We start from the raw sequence: 19,498 nt of genomic DNA, 5'->3' as shown, positions 1-19,498 counted from the left end.
TTTTTTAATTATCACGATTAGTTTAAACGCACCGGCATACCGGAACGGTTCTGAATCGCCTGGTCAACGATGGTCGTGTCAACATCCGCCTGAGAGGTGACGGACTGCACCGCGCTGGTCAGCTTAATCGGTACGATTTCGTTGTTGTTGATCTGATCTTCGCTGGTGGACAGCGGGTTATGCACTTCAATGTAACGGCTGCCGTCTGGCTCTGACGTCGCTTTCACCGGTTCGTTAATGAACTGCACGCGCGTACCAACCGGCACGTTATCGAACAGGAATTTGATGTCTTCATTACGCAGACGCACGCAGCCGTGGCTTACGCGCAGGCCGATACCGAAGTTGGCGTTTGTACCGTGGATGGCATACAGACGACCAATGTACAGCGCGTACAGACCCATCGGGTTATCCGGGCCGGCAGGCACAACGGCTGGCAGCGGTTCACCGGCAGCAATGTACTCAGCGTGCATTTTGGCGGTCGGCGTCCAGGTTGGGCCCGCTTTCTTACGCTCCACTTTGGTGGTCCAGTTCAGCGGGGTGTCTTTACCCAGCTGACCGATACCGATAGGCAGAACGATCACGGTGTTGGTGCCTTTCGGGTAGTAATACAGACGCATTTCGGCGCTGTTAATCACGATACCTTCGTGCACGGTATCCGGCAGGATCAGCTGCTGTGGAATGTTGAGTACGGTACCCGCTTTCGGCAGATACGGGTCAACGCCCGGGTTCGCTTCCAGCATGTTAGACAGGCCGAGCTGATACTGCGCCGCGAAGTATTCCAGCGGCTGAGTGTTACCTTCCGGCACCGTCACCACCTGGTTTTCACCCACCAGACGGCTTCCGTCTGTCGGCAGGGGATACGTCACCGCAGACGCGGTCTTACAAAAACCTACTACGGCTAACGCCGCCGCAAAAAGCGTTGTTAATTTCATGTTCATGTTATGCGAGGTATCTAAGCCATTCTGGCGATGAGTTGATAAGTCTGAATCGGTAATGGGAGCGCATTATATGTGCATTCCCGTTAACTGGGAATTCAGATGTGTACGAAATCACATTTTTTTCGATTTTGTTAAAGTTTAGTGGATTACTGCAACACGGGATCTCAATTCGGAATTGTGGCATAATGCCTCGTTTATCACACTTTTCGCAGGAATCTCTCCGTGTTAGTTACCAGCAACGTCACTATGCAGTTTGGCAGTAAGCCGCTGTTCGAAAATATTTCCGTCAAATTTGGCGGCGGCAACCGTTACGGCCTGATTGGTGCCAACGGTAGCGGAAAATCCACCTTTATGAAGATCCTCGGCGGTGACCTGGAGCCAACGCTCGGTAACGTGTCGCTCGACCCTAACGAGCGCATCGGTAAGCTGCGTCAGGATCAGTTCGCCTTCGAAGAGTTCACCGTGCTCGACACCGTGATCATGGGGCACGCGGAGCTGTGGGAAGTGAAGCAGGAGCGCGATCGTATCTACGGTCTCGCTGAGATGAGCGAAGAAGACGGTTACAAAGTGGCCGACCTGGAAACGCAATACGGTGAAATGGACGGCTACTCTGCGGAAGCGCGTGCGGGCGAGCTGCTGCTGGGCGTCGGCATTCCGGTTGAACAGCATTACGGCCCGATGAGCGAAGTCGCGCCAGGCTGGAAGCTGCGTGTGCTGCTGGCGCAGGCGCTGTTCTCTAACCCGGACATCCTGCTGCTCGACGAACCAACGAACAACCTGGACATCGATACCATCCGCTGGCTGGAGCAGACGCTGAACGATCGCGACAGCACCATGATCATCATTTCGCACGACCGTCATTTCCTGAACATGGTGTGTACCCACATGGCGGATCTGGACTACGGCGAGCTGCGCGTTTATCCAGGCAACTACGATGAGTACATGACGGCGGCAACCCAGGCACGTGAACGTCTGCTGGCCGACAACGCCAAGAAGAAAGCGCAGATTGCGGACCTGCAATCCTTCGTCAGCCGCTTCAGCGCCAACGCCTCTAAGTCGCGTCAGGCGACCTCGCGTGCGCGTCAGATCGACAAAATCAAGCTGGAAGAGGTTAAAGCCTCCAGCCGTCAGAACCCGTTCATCCGCTTCGAGCAGGACAAGAAGCTGTTCCGTAACGCGCTGGAAGTGGAAGCCCTCACCAAAGGCTTCGATGAAGGCCCGCTGTTCAAAAACTTCAACCTGCTGCTGGAAGTGGGCGAGAAGATTGCCATCCTCGGCGCCAACGGCGTGGGTAAATCCACTATGCTGAAAACCCTGGTGGGTGAACTGCAACCGGACAACGGAACCGTGAAATGGTCTGAAAACGCGCAGATTGGTTACTACGCGCAGGACCATGAATATGAATTCGAAAACGATCTGACTGTCTTCGACTGGATGAGCCAGTGGAAGCAGGAAGGCGACGATGAGCAGGCGGTACGCAGCATTCTGGGGCGTCTGCTGTTCAGCCAGGACGACATCAAAAAGCCCGCCAAAGTGCTATCCGGTGGTGAAAAGGGCCGTATGTTGTTCGGCAAGCTGATGATGGAAAAACCGAATATTCTGGTGATGGACGAACCGACTAACCACCTGGATATGGAATCGATCGAATCCCTGAACATGGCGCTGGAGATGTATCAGGGCACCCTGATCTTCGTCTCTCACGACCGTGAGTTCGTCAGCTCGCTGGCGACCCGCGTGATCGAAATTACGCCAGAGCGCGTGGTGGACTTCACCGGTAACTACGAAGATTACCTGCGCAGTAAAGGTATCGAGAGTTAAAAAATAGCCGGGTGGCGGCTTCGCCTTACCCGGCCTACATTTTATCCCCTCTCCCTGTGGGAGAGGGTTAGGGTGAGGGCTACAGGCCGCACTACACCACCCACTCGCCCCCTTCAACTCCATTCACCCGCAGCGTACGTTTTTCCCCCGCCGGTAATGATACCTTCAGCGCCTTCCATGCCGGACGATAGTCGCCGCGAGCGTTCACCTTCAGGTTGATGGTTGCGCCATCGCACACCATTTCCCATTCCACCCACAGCGCATTGCCGTTCAGGTAGCCCCAGCTTTCACCGTCGTCTTCAAACAGCAGCCCCGAGGTTGTGCCGACGCCTTTCACCGGGAACAGCTTCAGCTCACGGGTATCGTCTTTATCGGCGCTCACGTGACGGATGCGCTCGCTGAGCGGCAGACCGGCCCCGGCGCGCACCAGCAGCGGCAGTTTTTCCAGCGGCGCATCAAGGACGATCGCTTGCCCGCCCGCATACCACGCGTGGGTGTAAAAATCGTACCAGCCGGTTTCGTTATCCGGCAGCCAGACGCGGCGCTCGCGCTGCCCGGCTTCGACGACGCTGGCGACCAGCAGGTCGCGGCCCAGCAGGAAGTCGTCGCACTCTTCAAAGGTCTGCGCATCGTGCTCATGATCGAGGAAGGTCGGGCGCAGCATCGGTTCGTCGTCGGCGTGCGCCTGCCAGAGCAGGGTGTAAAGATACGGCAGCAGGCGGTAGCGCAGCTCAATCGCGCCGCGGATGGCAGGCGTGACGCCCGGATACATCCACGGCTCGTTCACCGTTTGGTCATCGTTCCACGAGTGGATGGTAAAGCGCGGGTGCATCACGCCGTTCTGCACCCAGCGCACGAACAGCTCGGCGTCCGGCTTGTCGCCGGAGAAACCGCCGACGTCGTGCCCGACGTTGAACAGCCCGGACAGGCTCATGCCCAGCCCCATACGGATGTTATAACGCAGGGTGTCCCAGTTGGTGCGGTTGTCGCCGCTCCAGGTCTGAACGTAGCGCTGCATCCCGGCGCAGCCGGAGCGGGAGATCAGATACGGACGTTTCTCCGGCGCAAAGCGCTGCTGGGCCTCCAGCGAAGCGCGCATCATCAGCAGCGGCATCACCGGGCGAATGTGCTTGATGGCGATCTCCTGGCCGAAGCCATAGCAGCGCGCTTCCCCGTCCCACACTTCATACTCGTTGTTGTCGTTCCAGGTGGAGTCGATGCCCATCTCCAGCAGCTGCGTGGTCACGCCGTTCTGCCACCACTGCACCGTCTGCGGGTTGGTGAAGTCGAGGTGCGATCCTTCGTCATCCCAGAAGCTGGAACGTTCAGGCGCATCGGTTTCTGAATCGCGAATGAACAGGCCGCGTTCCGCCACTTCGCTGTAGCGGGGATGATCCTGCAACAGACAAGGCTTGATGTTGGCCGCAAGCCGCAGCCCCGCGTCGTGGAACGCCTGGCTCATCACCTTCGGCTGCGGCACTTTGTCGTAGTTCCAGTTAAAGACGTAGCGCTTGCCGTTAATCGAGGTATAGCCGGAGGAGAGCTGGAACGAGTCGCACGGAATGGCATGCTCTTCGCACAGGCGAATAAAGTTCATCAGCTGATTCTGCGCGTCCGGCGCGTCGGTGTAGTGCATGGTCGAGCCGCTGTAGCCCAGGCTCCATTTCGGTCCGAACAGCGCTTTCCCCGTCAGGCGCACGAAGGCTTTGGTGACGTCCAGCACGCGCCTGCCGGTAAAGATGTAGTAGTCGATATCGCCCGCTTCCGCCTGCCAGCGGCGATAGGCGGTGTGGTAGTTATCGATCTCGTTACCCAGATCCAGCCAGCAGCTGCTCAGGTTATCGTAGAACAGACCGTAGCTCACATCATCGCGACGGGTGAGGGTGAACGGGATGTGCTTGTACAGCGGATCGGTGCTGGCCGCGTTATAGCCCATCGCATCCAGGTTACGCATCTCGTAGCGTTTGCCGTTGCGCTGTAAATCGCCCGCTTTCTCACCCAGACCGTAAAAACGTTCATCCTTACGGCGGCTGAGATAGTGCGCCACGCCGTCACCGTGGGCGTTCAGCAGGTAGGCGCTGGTCGGGCGGTCATTGACCAGCGGCTGCCACTCGCCCGCGTCATTGCGGTAGTGCCACTCCAGCCACAGCGGCTGGTGGACGGTGACGCGCAGCTGCTCGGTTGCCACGGTTAACGTATCGTCCTGCTGCGTCAGCGTCCAGGCGGGGCAGGAGAAGCCGCTGATATCGTCACGACGGCGACCTTCCCACGGCACGTCTTTTTCCGGTGCGATGCTCCAGGTGCGGTCCAGCGCCAGCTCGCCTTTACGCTTGATCAGCACGCGGAACAGGTTCTCTTCCAGCACATACAGGCACAGGCAGTGCTGGCTATCGACCAGCAGTTCCAGATGGTTTGCCGACTGCGTATCAAGGGTCCAGTTTTTCAGGGTTTTCATATGCAATACATCCACTATCAGGCGCGCTTGGCGCGACGTTCAGCAATAAATGCTACCAGGAAGAAAGCGCCAATCAGGTCAAAGAACCCCATGGCGATAAAGAGCGGGTTGAAGCCGATTTTGTCGGCGGTCACCCCGATTAACAGCGAGAACAGGAAGCTGGCGATCCACGCCGCCGAGCCGCGCATGCCGTTGACGGTCGCCATTTGGCCCTTATCGAAGGACTCCACCACCAGCGCGCTCAGCATGCAGGAGATAATCTGGTGCCCGAAGCCGCCGATGGAGATCAGCACGATGGTGATATACGGGTCGCGGGTTACGGCGACGACCGCCAGTGAAATCATCAGAAACGCGCCTGTGACGGAGCTGGCCACCACCGAGTTCACGCGGGAGCAGCCGAACAGGCGGGTATACAGACGCGTCAGGTAGCCGCTCGCCACGCTGCCGAGGTCGGCGGCGAGGAACGGCAGCCAGGCAAACATCGCAATCTGCTTCAGGTCCATGCCGTGCTCTTTGGCGAGGTACAGCGGCACCCAGAAGCTCAGCACCGCCCAGGCGGGTTCTGCCATAAAGGCCGGAATGGCGATACCGTAGAAACGTTTGTTTTTTGAAACGGTTTTCAGCGCGGTCAGGAAGGGCAATTTGACCGGCGCTGGTTCGTTATCCTGCTTGATAAACGCCAGCTCGTCCTTGCTCAGGTTCGGGTGCTGCTCGGGGTTGTGGTAGAACGCCCACCAGAGGATCACCCACAGCAGCGCCAGCACGCCGGTAAACATAAACGCGCCCTGCCAGCCGAACGAGGCGTGAGCAAAGTAGATGATAGGCGGAGCCAGCATCGCGCCGATGGAGAAGCCCACGCCTGCCCAGCCAGCAGCAACGGGACGCTCTGATTTCGGGAACCATTCGCCGATGGTTTTGGCGTTCGCCGGGGTGGCGGCGGCCTCTGAAGCCCCCATAAAGAAGCGCAGTATGGCCAGGTGCAGCCAGCTTCCGGCGCCCGCGTGGAAAATACACATCAGCGCCCAGATCCCGGCGCAGACCATAAAGCCAATCTTCAGGCCAATGACGTCAATCAGCCAGCCGCACAGGGGCTGGAAAATGGTATAGGCGATCTGGAAGGCGCCAACGATCCAGGAGTACTGCTCTGTGGTGATCCCGAGGCTCTCTTTTAGCTCCGGAGCGAGAATACCTAAGGAATTTCGGGTGATGTAGTTAACGGTGACGCCCAGCAAAAACAGCACCAGCACGTACCAGCGCAGGTTCTTGATGACGCGACGGGTTTTGCCTGTCGCAATGGTGTTATTGATGTCCTGACTCATTTTACTCTCCACAAGACGGACGGTAAGGGGACGGCGGTTCAGGTGTCACACAGATTGTTATGCCTTTGATTTCAATCCGCTTATAATGCTTAAGTTGCTATACAACTAGTATGGAAGTTGTGTGACAAGTTCACCTTAAGGAAGAAAATGAGTGGGCAAAAGTGGATTTTGTGCAAAATTTCTCATAACCGACGAAAACACTCTGGCATGATGGCATTCACGTCAGTTATTGCCTGACACACACGCTATGAAAATTTTTTCATTTCGCAAATGGAGCCAGATCACAAAATGGACAAAAGGCTAAAAATCACCGAAATCGCGGCCCGTACGCAGCTCTCCATCAGCACCGTTTCGCGGGTGCTGGCGGGGAAAGCGAATACCAGCGAAAAAGCGCGTGCAAAGGTGCTGGCGTGCGCGCGCGAGCTGGGGGTAATGGACGGCATGGCGGCAGGGCGTCTGCTGCTTAACAGCCTGGTGGTTTTTGCCCCGCAGCGCGCTTTCGACGAGCGGTCCGACATCTTTTACTACCGCGTGATCCAGAGCGTGAGCAAAGCACTTGCCTCCCACGAGGTCCGGTTGCGCTACTGCGCGCTGGAGGAGAACGACAGCGACGCCCAGCTGTTTCTGGCGCGGATGAACGAGCCGGATACGCAGGCGGCCATTCTTCTTGGTATTGACGATCCGCATATCCACGATCTGGCGGTGGACGTGGGCAAACCCTGCATGCTGATTAACTGCCGCGACCGGCACATGCGTCTGCCTGCCGTTGCGCCGGATCACCGCGCCATCGGCGAGCGGGCGGCGGAGTACCTGTTCGAGATGGGACACCGCGAGGTGATGAACGTGCTGTGCCTGCGTCGCTACACGATGGAGCTGCGCCTGTCGGGGATCCGCGACGCGTGGCACGACCATAACCTCAGGTTCAGCGACCGGCGCGATCTGCTGATGGTGCCAAGCTTCAGCGCCAGAGAGACGGAGCAGCTGGTGAGTGATTGGCTAAATCAGCAGCAGGGAAAAGACCTGCCGACGGCATTCCTGGTTGGCGGCGACTTTATGGCGGCGGGCACCATCAGCGCCTTAAAAAACCACGGCCTGCGCGTGCCGCAGGACGTCTCGGTGATGAGCATCGACGGCTTTAACCTGGCGGCGATTCAGGATGTTCCATTAACGGCCGTGCATGTTCCCCGCGATGAGCTGGGAACGGAAGCGGTACACATGCTCCAGCAGCGGCTCATGCGACTGGACGCGCCGGTAGGCACATTGCTGCTGAACGGCACGCTGGCCGTGCGGGAATCGGTACGGCGGATACGTCAGGGGAAACGACGCACCGCCGTGGAGCGGGAAGGGCTGTACGACAGCTAGACCATCCCCAGCGCGCGTTTGCCGTGGATGTTGAGATCGTTCACGGTAAAGCGGTCCTGCCAGGTTTTTTCATAATCCTCGCGCGGGAAGTCTCCCGGCGACGCGCCGGTCTCCAGCGCTTCCTTGACCTTCTTCGCATAGGCGAGGTTCTTCTCGCACATCGGTGCGGCGGGGATATACATCACGTTGCCCCAGCCCTGCTGATTATCCACCGGCGCGACGGAGTGGATCACATCGCAGTGCCACCACACCGAATCACCCGCCTCCAGCGCAGGAATGCTGGTCAGCGCCTCGATAAGCAGCGGGTGCCACTTCTCGGAAACCGGCAGCACGCGCCCCGGCGCCACGCCGCACAGCTCGTCCTCCGGCACGTCGTCCAGCAGCGGACGCAGCAGAATATAGGCCATTGCTTCCGGGATCGGCACCACGTGCAGCAGCCCCTGACCGGGGATCATGTCCGACAGCGCCGTCCAGCCCTGGAAGGTGCGGAACACCGAGCATTTGGTGGTGTTATCGACGGTATACTCTTCCACTTCGGTACGATGCGCGGCGTTCCACGGATCGTATTTCTCAACGTTGCCGTCAAACACGCGGGCAAAGACCTGCTGGTAGGCAGGCAGCAGCCAGCGCTCCAGCGCGCCGGAGTCGGTATGCGCGCCGAGTCCCTTCGAGGTGGTTCCCGGCGGACGGCGGCGGATACGATCCGGGTAAATCACGCTCACGTCCGGGTCGAACCACTGCTTGCCGTTGCTCTCGAACGTCCATAAGCGGTTCAGGAACGACTGCACCTGCGCCATTTCTTCGCTCTGGCGCGCCTGCATTTGCGCCTGCGACCAGTAGATCGGGTAAATCTCCGGACGGGAGGAGGTCAGGGTGCCGAAGAAGTTATCGCCTGGCCCTTTGTACACCTCGTCAAACTTGTTCAGATCGAGGTAGTCGAGCATCGACTGATCCCACGCCAGCGCCTGCTCGCGCGGGAAGTGACCTTTAATCACCGCGCAGCCGCGGCGCTTAACGGCCTCGCGCTGCGCGTCGGTAATCGTGCCGTTTTTCACATCGTTAAACGGAATTACCGGCCAGACGGATTCACCTTTATTTTTGAGGGCGTTAATTTCCGCCACGCGGGTGGCAATGCTGTCGCTGAGCTTGTCGAACACCGCCTGCACGTCGCCGATCTGCGCGCGTAACTCACGTTTCAACTGACGGATTGCCGCTTTGTGATCCGCCGGCAAGGTTTCACTGGTAAAGGTCATAACTGCCTCGCATCTTTCATTCGAAAGTAAAAGTGTCTACAAGCGATACTTTAAGTTAAAAATAAGTTAATGCAAGTTTAAAAACTTGACCTGCGCCACAGGACGGGAAAATGAGTGAGGGTGCCGGAGCAGGACTCCGGCGAGGAAAGGATCAGACGTCGAAAGGAGCGTGGTTGTCGAGCACGGCCTGAATGACGTTCAGCGCGCCCTGATGGTTGTTGTCGTCAGTGCTGTAGCGGCTGATTTCTTTGATGCTTTCCGCCGCGTTGCCCATCGCAAAGGAATATTTCACCAGCTTCAGCATCTCGGCATCGTTGCCGCTGTCGCCAATGGCCACGCACTCTTGCGGAGAGATTTTCCAGCGCTTCAGCAGGCGGCTGATGCCGTTGGCTTTGTGCAGGCCGGGGATAATTAAATCGACAAAGCCAAAGCCGCTGGTGACCGGCTTCATGATGCCGTCCAGGGAGACGTGGAGTTTATCCACCAGATTAGGAATATCGCTGTCCGGCAGGTTCAGGGAGAACTTAAACAGCACGTCGTCAATGTCGCGGTAATCGCTGATGCGCTTTAAGCGGTGGTAGTGCTTTGACATTAGCGCCACGAACGCGTCCGGCGCTTTATCGCTGACGTAGGCGCTCTCCAGCCCGCAGGCCACGAAGTTCAGCCCTTTGTCTTTCAGCAGTTCGCCAATCACGATCTGCGACTCATGGCGGGTCAGTTCGCCGTGGAAAATCTGTTCGCCGTGATCGAAGACCAGCGCGCCGTTTTCCGCCACGAAGGAGATTTGATCCTTAAGTTCCGGGAAAAACGAGATGAGCTGGTAATACTGGTTGCCGCTGGCGACAACAAATTCAATGTTGCGGGCTTTAAGCTGTTTAAACTGTGCCTGGAAGCGGTCACGATCGTACTGCTTGGCATCATCAAGGAAAGTTCCGTCCATATCGGTGACGATAACTTTTACGGTCATACTATGCTCCTGGGTCACTGCGTTTTGAAACATTCTAATAACAAGGTGACGGGGAGCACAAATTTAATTTCATTCGAAAGTAAAAGCAAAACGGCAACCGAGGTTGCCGTTTTTAGTGTTTTCTCCCTCTCCCTCAAGGGAGAGGGGATACACTATTACAGCGTATGCTCAGTACGGGCGATAATATCGTCCTGCGCATCCGGTGACAGGGCGGTGAAGAACGCCGAGTAGCCCGCGACGCGCACTACCAGGTCGCGGTACTGGTCCGGGTGTTTCTTCGCTTCCAGCAGCGTTTCGCGCGAGACGATGTTGTACTGAATATGCCAGCCCTTATGCACCTCGAAGAAGGTGCGCAGCAGCACCATCAGCTTCTGGCGATCGCTGTCGTTTTCCAGCGTCGACGGGTTCAGCTTCTGGTTAAGCAGCACGCCGCCAAGAATCGCTTCCGTCGGCAGTTTACCCACGGAGCCAATCACCGCCGTCGGCCCGAGGTGGTCGGTACCGGAAGCCGGGCTGGCTCCTTCCGCCAGAGGGGTATGCGCCTTACGCCCGTCCGGCGTCGCCATGGTCGCTGCGCCAAACGGCACGTTTGCTGAGATAGACGACGTGCCCGCGTAGTAGTTACCCCCAATCGGGCCGCGGCCGTAGCGTGGGTTGTGATACTGCTTCAGCTCTTCAATGTAGGTCTGATAGGCGCGGGTCAGCAGCATATCCACGCTGTCGTCGTCGTTGCCGTACTTCGGCGCGCCGTTGATCAGGCGCTGACGCAGCTGCTCGTGGGTCAGCCCGTCGAAATCATCGGCCAGCGCCGCCGCCAGCTGCTGCTGGCCGATGACGCCCTGTTCGAACACCAGCTTCTTCACCGCCGCCAGGCTGTTGCCGAGGTTGGCGATGCCCACCTGCAGGCCGGACACCCAGTCATACTTCGCGCCGCCCTGCTTGATGCTTTTCGCGCGCTCGATGCAGTCGTCAACCAGCGCCGAGCAGAGAATGTCGTGGACGTTCTCCTCCAGCATGGTGTCTACCACGTACTCAATCTCGATGGATTTGCGGGTGTAGTAGCGGATCTGGCTATCCCAGGCTGCCATCACTTCGTCGAAGTTGTCGAAGTTACCGGCGGAGAGGGCTTTTTCCTGCGGCAGGAACACCTTGCCGCTGGTGGCGTCGCGGCCGCCTTCCAGCGCGGCGAGCATCACGCGGGCGAAGTTGATGAAGCTCATGCCGGTGCAGCGGTAGCCCCACTTGCCGCCCACCGCGGTTTCGATGCAGCCAATGGCCGCGTAGTCGTAGGCGTCGTCGCGTTCAACGCCGAGCTTGATGAATTCCGGAATGACGATTTCATCGTTGTTGAACGCCGGCATCCCGAAGCCGCAGCGGATCACCTGCACGCAGGCGTCGAGGAAGTCGTTGCTCATGCCCGCGTGGTAGCGCACGCTCAGGTTCGGCTGGGTGGAGCGCAGGCGACCGCAGGATTCCAGAATCGCGTAGGAGAGCGGGTTGACCGCGTCCATCGGCTCACCGTTAACCAGCTTCTGGCCGCCGATGGTGACGTTCTGGTACAGCGGGCTACCGGCGGAAGCCTTCGAGTGCGAGCCGGAGCGGATCTTGTTCACTTCCAGCAATTTCAACCAGCAGCTGTGCAGCAGCTCGATGGCGTGCTCGCGGTCCAGGCTCTGGTCCAGCTCCACGTCGCGGCGATAGTACGGGTAAAGGTACTGGTCCATACGGGCAAAGGAGACGGAGTGACCGTTGGACTCAATTTGCAGGATTAGCTGAATGAAGTAGCACAGCTGTAGCGCCTGCCAGAAGGTTTTTGGCGGCTCGTGAGCAATCACGTCGCAGTTTTCTGCCATCGCCAGCAGCTCGTCGCGGCGGCTTTCGCGGGTTTCGCTGGAGGCCATCTCGCGCGCCAGATCGGCGAAGCGTTTGATGTGCAGGCTGACGGCTTCCAGCACGATATCAATGGCTTTCAGGAACTGATCGCCGTGCAGGTCTTCCAGCACCGTCAGGTTGATGCGTGAGCGGCGCTCGGCCACTTTGGCGCGCAGGCCGTCCAGCCCTTTCTCCAGCACCAGCGGGAAGTTCACCGCCAGGTGCGCGTCGCCGGAGGTCATGTTGCCTTCGGCTTTGATGATGCCGGTTTCCAGCAGGCCTTTCTGCTCGTCGGTGAACATGCCGTAGCAGCGTCCTGCACCGTCTGGCCGCGCCACCATGGGCAGATCTCATGCAGCACGCGCTTGTTCTCTTCGCTCACCGCAAAGCCCGCGCCCGGACGGTCCGCCAGGTCGTCAATCTCTTTCTCAATCCAGGAGACGGTATATTCCGGGAAGATCGGCGCGGCGCGCACTTCGCTGGCCTGGTTCCCGATGATCAGCTCGTCGTGCTTGATCCAGATGGTACGCTTGGCCAGGTGATGCGCCAGCGCCAGGGCGCGGCGCACCGGGATCGGCTTGTCCATGTGCTGCTGGTACATTTCGGTGTAATGCTGGGCGCGCTCGGTACAGACCGGCGGCTTCACGATATGCACCAGGGCCGTTTTGTACGCCTTAATGCGCTCGCTGAGGGTGTTGAGATTCAGGGTGGTCATAAGTTTATCCTCGTAAGGTCGCGGTTAACCCTTTCTGGCAGGCGTACTGCTGCGCGAAGTCCAGCAGGGCAGGGTCATCCAGCGGTTTGTCAGGGGCAGAGTAGGGTTGGCCGAGCAGGGTGTATTTGTTCATGCCCAGCGTGTGATACGGCAGAAAATGAATATCGTGGACGCCGAGTTCATCGGCAGCGAAGTTGGTAATGGCGGTAACGGACGCTTCATCGGCGTTAAAGCCCTGGATCAGCGGCACGCGAATGGTGATTGTTTTCCCGGCGGCGGCCAGGCGCTTCAGGTTGTCCAGGATCCGTCTGGCTGAGCCATCAGTCCACTGTTTGAATACGTCACTGTCCACATGCTTCAGGTCCGCCAGGAACAGATCGACATACGGCAGTGAAGGCTCGATATAATGCCAGGGGACGTGAAGGCAGGTTTCAACGGCGGTATGAATGCCTTGTTCATGGCTGGCTTTAAACAGCGCGTGCGCCAGCTCAGAATTCATAAACGGCTCGCCGCCGGAAAGGGTGATCCCGCCGCCGCTGCGGTCGTAGAAGGGCTTATCTCGCAGCACGGTGGCCATAATCTCCTCCACCTGCTTCTCTTCACCGCAGACGGTAAGCGCCTGGGTCGGACAGCAGTCGGTGAGGGCAGTGAGCGTCTCTTCGTTAAGTTTCTCACGATGAATGACCAGCCCGTTCAGCGCGCGTTCAACATACCCCGGCGCGGCCTGCTGACACAGTTCACAGCCGTCCAGGCACAGACGCGCATCAAATAGCACGTCCCGGCTGCGGGAGCGGCTTTCCGGGTTCTGACACCAGCGACAGCCCAGCGAGCAGCCTTTCAGGAATACCACGGTTCGAATACCTGGGCCGTCGTGGGTGGAGTAACGCTGTATATTGAAGATCATTTTTCTGCCCTCGGGTTACATATGAATATTAAATTACTTTCGAATGAAAGTTATCTTGATATGGGTCAATTCCTGAGCAGGTTTTGCTGTGATAGGGTAAGTGCAGGCTAAATTTGAGGGCGACATCATGGAACTTTATCTCGACACATCTGACGTTGCGGCAGTCAAAAAGCTGGCGCGTATCTTCCCGCTGGCGGGCGTGACCACTAACCCAAGCATTGTGGCGGCGGGTAAAACCCCCCTGGAAGAGCTGCTGCCCGCGCTGCACGACGCGCTGGGCGGCAAGGGCCGGCTGTTCGCTCAGGTGATGGCGAAGACTGCCGAGGGGATGGTGGAAGACGCGCGTAAGCTGCGCGCGATAATCAATGACCTGGTAGTGAAAGTGCCCGTGACCGCTGAAGGGCTGGCGGCGATCAAGATGCTGAAAGCGGAAGGGATCCCGACGCTGGGTACGGCGGTGTACGGTGCCGCGCAGGGGATGTTGTCCGCGCTGGCGGGGGCTGAGTATGTGGCCCCTTACGTGAACCGCGTGGACGCGCAGGGCGGGGACGGGATCCAGACGGTGGTCGAACTGCAACAGTTGCTGACCCTGCACGCGCCGCAGTCAAAGGTGCTGGCCGCGAGCTTTAAAACCCCGCGCCAGGCGCTGGACTGCCTGCTGGCAGGGTGCGAGTCCATCACGCTGCCGCTGGACGTGGCGCAGCAGTTTATTACCTCTCCGGCGGTGGATGCGGCAATTGTGAAGTTTGAGCAGGACTGGCAGGGGGCGTTTGGGCGGACGTCTATTTGATGGGTGTGGCCTGATGCCCTCACCCCAACCCTCTCCCACAGGGAGAGGGAGCAAACACTAAAACGGCAACCTGAAGGTTGCCGTTTGCTTTAACCTTCGCACACCTCACACCCGGGATTACGCATTAGCTTCATCTCGCGAAACTGGCAGGTCATCGCGTCATACATCACGATTTTACCCGCGGCGGGCGTGCCATAGTGCGCCAGCACTTTGATCGCCTCCATGGCCTGCAAGGAACCGATAACGCCAACCAGCGGCGCCATTACGCCCGCCTCGACGCAGGTGAGGGCATTCTCGCCAAACAGACGGCTCAGGCAGCGGTAGCAGGGCTCTCCTTCAGCGTAGGTGAAGACGGTGATTTGCCCCTCCATGCGGATGGCCGCGCCGGAAATCAGCGGCGTTTTATGGGCAAAGCAGCCCGCATTGAGCTGGTTGCGAATGGCGACGTTATCGGTGCAGTCCAGCACCAGGTCATGCCGTGCAATCTGCGCAAACAGCGCGTCGTCATCCAGCATCGCGTCAATCAGGGTGAACTGAACGTTGGGGTTAATGCGCGCCAGCGCCGTGCGTGCTGATTCCACTTTAGGCTGACCGACCGTCGCGTCGCTGTGCAGCGTCTGGCGTTGCAGGTTGGACACCGACACGGTGTCGAAATCCAGCAGCGTCATGCTGCCGACGCCCGCCGCAGCCAGGTATTGCGCCGCCGCGCAGCCCAGCCCGCCCAGACCCACAACCAGCACGCTGGCCGCCTTGAGCGCTTCCTGGCCCTCGAAATCAAACCCGCGCAGCACGATCTGGCGGTTATAGCGCATCATCTCCGGGTCGCTCAGTTCCACCGTCATGTCAGCCTCCGAACAGGTGGTTAAAGCGTTCCACTTCAACCCATTCGCCCGCCTCAACGTGGCCGCGATCGCGCTCCAGCACGATAAAGCAGTTACCCTGACTGAAGGAGCTAAAGATGTGCGAACCCTGATGCCCGGTGGTGCTCACCTCCAGCTCGCCGTCGGCGTTGCGCGCCAGAATGCCGCGCTGGAAATCGAGACGGCCCGGTGATTTTTTGAGGCGCGTTGCCGCCCGCACGCGCACACGTTCCGGCAGCGGGCTGGCATTGTTGCCTGAAAGCTTCGCCAGCAGCGGGATCACCAGCTGGTAGAAGGTCAGCGCGGCAGAGACCGGGTTACCCGGCAGGCCACAGAACCAGCTGTGCGGAAGTTTACCAAACGCGAACGGTTTGCCCGGCTTAATCGCCAGCTTCCAGAAGGCGATTTCACCCAGCTCTTCAAGCAAGGTTTTGGTGTAATCCGCTTCGCCAACCGAAACGCCGCCGGAGCTGATCACCACGTCGGCAGAGGCGTCAGCGTCGATAAACGCCGCGCGCAGTTTTTGCGGATCGTCAGGAATGATACCGAGGTTAATCACCTCGCAGCCCAGCTGCTCAAGCATCAGGTGCACCGCCAGACGGTTGGTGTCGTAAATCTGCCCCTCGTTCAGCGGCTGACCCGGAAGCTGTAGCTCGTCTCCCGTGGAGAACACCGCTACGCGCACTTTGCGGACCACGTCAATCTCCGCGATGCCAAGCGATGCCAGCACCGGCAGTTCGGCGACCGTCAGTTTTTGCCCGGCGGCAAAGACCGTTGCGCCCAGGGTAATGTCTTCCCCGATATGGCGGATATTCTGTCCCGCTTTGACGCTGGCGGTAAAACGCACGCCGTCGTCCGTTTGTTCGGTTTCTTCCTGCATCACCACGGCTTCACAGCCCGTTGGCACCGGCGCGCCGGTCATAATGCGCACGCAGGTGCCCGCTGGCCACTCACCGTTGAACGGCTGCCCGGCAAACGCTTTCCCTGCCACCGGCAGCGGCTGACCCGTTTGCAGATCCGCCAGACGTACGGCATAGCCGTCCATCGCCGCGTTATCGAACCCCGGCACGTTCAGCGGCGAGACGATATCGCGCGCGGCAATACGGCCAAAACAGCGCACAAGCGGCAGCGTCTCAACGTCGTGCAGGGGAGTAATACGATCAAGCATCTGCGAGAGTGCCGTCTCAAGCGGCATCAGTCCGGCGGTAAAATCCATGGTGGGCTCCTGCGGAGTAACAACGAAAGCGCTCATTATGGCAGAAAAGTGCGGCTAACTGTATGACCCGATGGGTGTACGCTTTACATCACAGTTGCGTCTTTCTATATTCAAAAATCATCTGAAGATTCGTCGACGATAATGATATTTATAGAAAAAGCAGCCAGCCAGGCTGATGGGTGATGCGAAATGAGTAAAGCGGTTATCGCAATTCATGGCGGTGCCGGGGCAATCACCCGTGCACAGCTCAGTCCCGAGCAGGAGAAGCGTTATATTGATGCGCTGAACGCCATTGTGGAAACAGGCCAGCGGATGCTGGAAGCGGGCGACAGCGCGCTGGACGTGGTGACCGAAGCGGTGCGCCTGCTGGAGGAGTGTCCGCTGTTTAATGCCGGTATTGGCTCGGTCTTTACGCGCGATGAAACGCACGAGCTGGATGCCTGCGTGATGGACGGCGTCACCCTGAAAGCGGGCGCGGTAGCGGGCGTCAGCCGTCTGCGTAATCCGGTGCTGGCCGCGCGTCTGGTGATGGAACAAAGCCCGCATGTGCTGCTGGCCGGGGCGGGGGCGGAAAAATTTGCCGTCGAGCACGGTATGGACAGGGTCTCGCCCGAGCTTTTTTCCACCGAGGAGCGTTACCGGCAACTGCTGGAGGCCCGTACAGCGGGGATGACGCAGCTGGACCATGCCGCGCCGCTCGATGAACGCAGCAAAATGGGCACGGTAGGCGCGGTGGCGCTGGATAAAGCCGGTAACCTCGCCGCCGCGACGTCGACAGGCGGCATGACCAACAAACTTCCCGGTCGCGTCGGCGACAGCCCGCTGCCGGGGGCCGGGTGTTACGCCAATAACGCCACCGCGGCGGTGTCATGCACCGGCACCGGCGAAGTGTTTATCCGCGCGCTGGCGGCCTACGACATTACCGCACTAATGGATTACGGCGGATTAAGCCTGAGTGAAGCCTGCGAGCGGGTAGTGATGGAGAAACTGCCGGCGCTGGGCGGGATTGGCGGCTTAATTGCGGTGGATCGGGAGGGCAACGTGGCTCTGCCGTTTAACAGTGAAGGGATGTACCGGGCGTGGGGGTATGCCGGCGATGCGCCCAGCACAGGCATTTATCGTGAATAAGGGGGCATTGCGTGCCGCACCGTGAAGAGCTGGACAACTGCGAAGTGCTGGCTGTCCACCAACTGAATATTGCGTTTCAGGAAGAGCGGCAGTTCATCCCCGCAGTACAGAATTTATCGTTTTCGCTCAGGCGCGGCGAGACGCTGGCGATTGTTGGCGAATCAGGTTCCGGTAAATCCGTTACCGCGCTGGCGCTGATGCGTCTGCTTGAGCAGACGGGCGGGCAGGTCACCAGCGAGCGGATGCTGTTGCGCCGTCGCAACCGTCAGGTTATCGATCTCAACGAGCTGAGCGCGTCCCGGATGCAGGGTGTGCGCGGGGCAGATATTGCGATGATTTTTCAGGAGCCGATGACCTCCCTGAACCCGGTTTTCCCGGTGGGCGAGCAGATTGCCGAATCTATCCGCCTGCATCAGGGACTGAGCGGTGATGAGGCGCTCAACGAAGCAAAACGGATGCTGGAGCTGGTGCGTATCCCTGAGGCGCACGCGATTTTGTCCCGCTACCCGCATCAGCTTTCCGGCGGCATGCGCCAGCGGGTGATGATTGCGATGGCGCTCTCCTGCCGTCCAGCGGTGCTGATCGCCGATGAACCGACGACGGCGCTGGACGTGACGATTCAGGCGCAGATCCTGCAGCTCATCAAAGTGCTGCAGCAGGAGATGGAGATGGGGGTGATTTTCATCACCCACGATATGGGGGTGGTGGCGGACATTGCCGATCGGGTGCTGGTTATGCATCAGGGCAATGCCGTGGAAACCGGCACGGTGGAGCAGGTCTTTCATGCGCCGGTGCATTCTTATACCAAAGCGCTGCTGGCGGCGGTCCCGCGTCTGGGGGCCATGAATGGCAGTGATTTTCCGCGCCGTTTTCCGCTGATCTCACAGACCGAACAGGGCAAGCAGGAAGACGAAACCGAGCAGGATACGGTGGTTCCCGGCAGGCCAATCCTCGAAGTGCGTGACCTGGTGACCCGTTTCCCGCTGCGTAGCGGGATCCTCAATCGCGTGAAGCGCGAAGTGCATGCGGTTGAAAACGTCAGTTTTGATCTCTGGCCGGGCGAAACGCTGGCGCTGGTGGGGGAGTCCGGCTGCGGTAAATCCACCACCGGACGGGCGCTGCTCAGGCTGGTGGCGTCGCAGGAGGGGAGCATAACCTTCAACGGTGAGCGCATCGACACGCTACCTAACAGTAAATTGCAGGCGGTACGCCGGGATATTCAGTTTATATTCCAGGATCCTTATGCGTCGCTCGATCCGCGCCATACGGTGGGGTACTCGATTATGGAGCCGCTGCGGGTGCATAACCTGCTCGACGGTGAAGCCGCGCAGCGCCGCGTCGCGTGGCTGCTGGAGCGCGTGGGCCTGAAGCCGGAGCATGCCTGGCGTTATCCGCACGAATTTTCTGGCGGTCAGCGACAGCGTATCTGCATAGCCCGGGCATTAGCCCTGAATCCGAAGGTGGTGATTGCGGATGAGTCCGTGTCAGCGCTGGATGTCTCCATCCGCGCGCAAATCATCAATCTCCTGCTCGATTTACAGCGGGATTTAGGCATTGCGTTTCTGTTTATCTCCCACGATATGGCGGTGGTGGAGCGGATCAGCCATCGCGTGGCGGTGATGTACATGGGGCAAATAGTTGAAATCGGCCCCCGTCGGGCGGTGTTTGAAAACCCGCAGCACCCGTACACCCGCAAGCTGATGGCCGCCGTACCGGTTGCCGATCCTCAGCATCGTCACGCCCAGCGCGTGCTGTTGCAGGACGAAATGCCGAGCAATATTCGTAAACGGGGCGAAACCCTTGAGCGCGTGGCGCTGCGTGAGGTGGGTCCCGGTCATTTTGTCGCACCACCGCGTCAGGGCAATGCATTCTCGCGGTTATAACTTACAACAGGCAGGAGA

At 59.1% G+C, this 19,498-nt stretch carries 13 protein-coding genes and 1 pseudogene; 5 read left to right on the top strand and 9 right to left on the bottom strand.

The features are described 5' to 3' along the window. Positions 1 to 17: 17 nt before the first annotated feature. The gene (ldtB, locus tag AM329_RS09920; RefSeq protein WP_003858435.1) at positions 18 to 938 is read right to left on the bottom strand and encodes a L,D-transpeptidase; all 921 of its coding nucleotides are present in this window, start codon (positions 936 to 938) and stop codon (positions 18 to 20) included. A 222-nt stretch (positions 939 to 1,160) separates the two neighbouring features. Between ldtB and AM329_RS09915 the strand changes: the two genes are divergently transcribed. Next, entirely contained in the window at positions 1,161 to 2,756 is a 1,596-nt protein-coding gene (locus AM329_RS09915; protein ID WP_003858434.1) for an ABC-F family ATPase, read from the top strand. 91 nt (positions 2,757 to 2,847) lie between these two features. On the opposite strand, the gene AM329_RS09910 is transcribed toward AM329_RS09915, so the two are convergent. Continuing rightward, the gene (locus AM329_RS09910) at positions 2,848 to 5,211 is read right to left on the bottom strand and encodes a TIM-barrel domain-containing protein (RefSeq protein ID WP_032608910.1); all 2,364 of its coding nucleotides are present in this window, start codon (positions 5,209 to 5,211) and stop codon (positions 2,848 to 2,850) included. Positions 5,212 to 5,228: 17 nt separating this feature from the next. Next, positions 5,229 to 6,530: an MFS transporter gene (locus tag AM329_RS09905; protein ID WP_032608911.1), complete on the bottom strand. Its 1,302-nt coding sequence runs from the start codon at positions 6,528 to 6,530 to the stop codon at positions 5,229 to 5,231. Between the two features lie 288 nt (positions 6,531 to 6,818). Here AM329_RS09905 and AM329_RS09900 point away from each other — a divergent pair, with 288 nt between their 5' ends. Next, the gene (locus AM329_RS09900) at positions 6,819 to 7,892 is read left to right on the top strand and encodes a LacI family DNA-binding transcriptional regulator (RefSeq protein WP_032608912.1); all 1,074 of its coding nucleotides are present in this window, start codon (positions 6,819 to 6,821) and stop codon (positions 7,890 to 7,892) included. Here the strand turns inward: AM329_RS09900 and AM329_RS09895 are convergent. The 4 genes and pseudogenes from AM329_RS09895 to AM329_RS09880 all read right to left on the bottom strand — a co-directional run bounded on the left by AM329_RS09895 (position 7,889) and on the right by AM329_RS09880 (position 13,603). After that, positions 7,889 to 9,145, bottom strand: a complete 1,257-nt coding sequence (locus AM329_RS09895) for a DUF1479 domain-containing protein (RefSeq protein ID WP_032608913.1) — start codon at positions 9,143 to 9,145, stop codon at positions 7,889 to 7,891. The two genes, AM329_RS09900 and AM329_RS09895, sit on opposite strands and share 4 nt — an antisense overlap. A 151-nt stretch (positions 9,146 to 9,296) precedes the next feature. After that, complete coding sequence (locus AM329_RS09890) at positions 9,297 to 10,112, bottom strand: Cof-type HAD-IIB family hydrolase (RefSeq protein ID WP_023324370.1); 816 nt, start codon at positions 10,110 to 10,112, stop codon at positions 9,297 to 9,299. A 155-nt stretch (positions 10,113 to 10,267) separates the two neighbouring features. Continuing rightward, a pseudogene (locus AM329_RS09885) lies at positions 10,268 to 12,699 on the bottom strand (formate C-acetyltransferase/glycerol dehydratase family glycyl radical enzyme). A 4-nt stretch (positions 12,700 to 12,703) separates the two neighbouring features. Continuing rightward, positions 12,704 to 13,603, bottom strand: a complete 900-nt coding sequence (locus tag AM329_RS09880) for a glycyl-radical enzyme activating protein (RefSeq protein ID WP_032608914.1) — start codon at positions 13,601 to 13,603, stop codon at positions 12,704 to 12,706. Between the two features lie 127 nt (positions 13,604 to 13,730). Here AM329_RS09880 and fsa point away from each other — a divergent pair, with 127 nt between their 5' ends. Then, entirely contained in the window at positions 13,731 to 14,393 is a 663-nt protein-coding gene (gene fsa / locus AM329_RS09875) for a fructose-6-phosphate aldolase (protein WP_017384896.1), read from the top strand. A gap of 89 nt (positions 14,394 to 14,482) precedes the next feature. Here fsa and moeB read toward each other — a convergent pair whose 3' ends face one another. Together moeB and moeA are read right to left on the bottom strand one after the other, a co-directional pair. Then, positions 14,483 to 15,235 (bottom strand): molybdopterin-synthase adenylyltransferase MoeB, encoded by a 753-nt coding sequence (moeB, locus tag AM329_RS09870; protein WP_032608915.1) that lies wholly within the window; start codon positions 15,233 to 15,235, stop codon positions 14,483 to 14,485. Position 15,236: 1 nt separating this feature from the next. Continuing rightward, on the bottom strand, positions 15,237 to 16,469 hold the full coding sequence (gene moeA, locus AM329_RS09865) for a molybdopterin molybdotransferase MoeA (RefSeq protein ID WP_032608916.1): 1,233 nt from the start codon (positions 16,467 to 16,469) through the stop codon (positions 15,237 to 15,239). 189 nt (positions 16,470 to 16,658) lie between these two features. On the opposite strand from moeA, the gene iaaA reads away from it, so the two are divergent. Both iaaA and gsiA read left to right on the top strand, forming a co-directional pair. Further along, positions 16,659 to 17,597 (top strand): beta-aspartyl-peptidase, encoded by a 939-nt coding sequence (gene iaaA / locus AM329_RS09860; RefSeq protein WP_032608917.1) that lies wholly within the window; start codon positions 16,659 to 16,661, stop codon positions 17,595 to 17,597. Positions 17,598 to 17,608: 11 nt separating this feature from the next. Further along, positions 17,609 to 19,480, top strand: a complete 1,872-nt coding sequence (gsiA, locus tag AM329_RS09855; protein WP_032608918.1) for a glutathione ABC transporter ATP-binding protein GsiA — start codon at positions 17,609 to 17,611, stop codon at positions 19,478 to 19,480. Positions 19,481 to 19,498 lie beyond the last annotated feature (18 nt).

Source organism: Enterobacter cloacae complex sp. AR_0002 (assembly GCF_001922365.1).
Lineage (GTDB): Bacteria > Pseudomonadota > Gammaproteobacteria > Enterobacterales > Enterobacteriaceae > Enterobacter > Enterobacter hormaechei_C.
The sequence above is the reverse complement of the archived record's forward strand: the minus strand, read 5'-3'. Positions and strand labels throughout refer to the sequence as shown.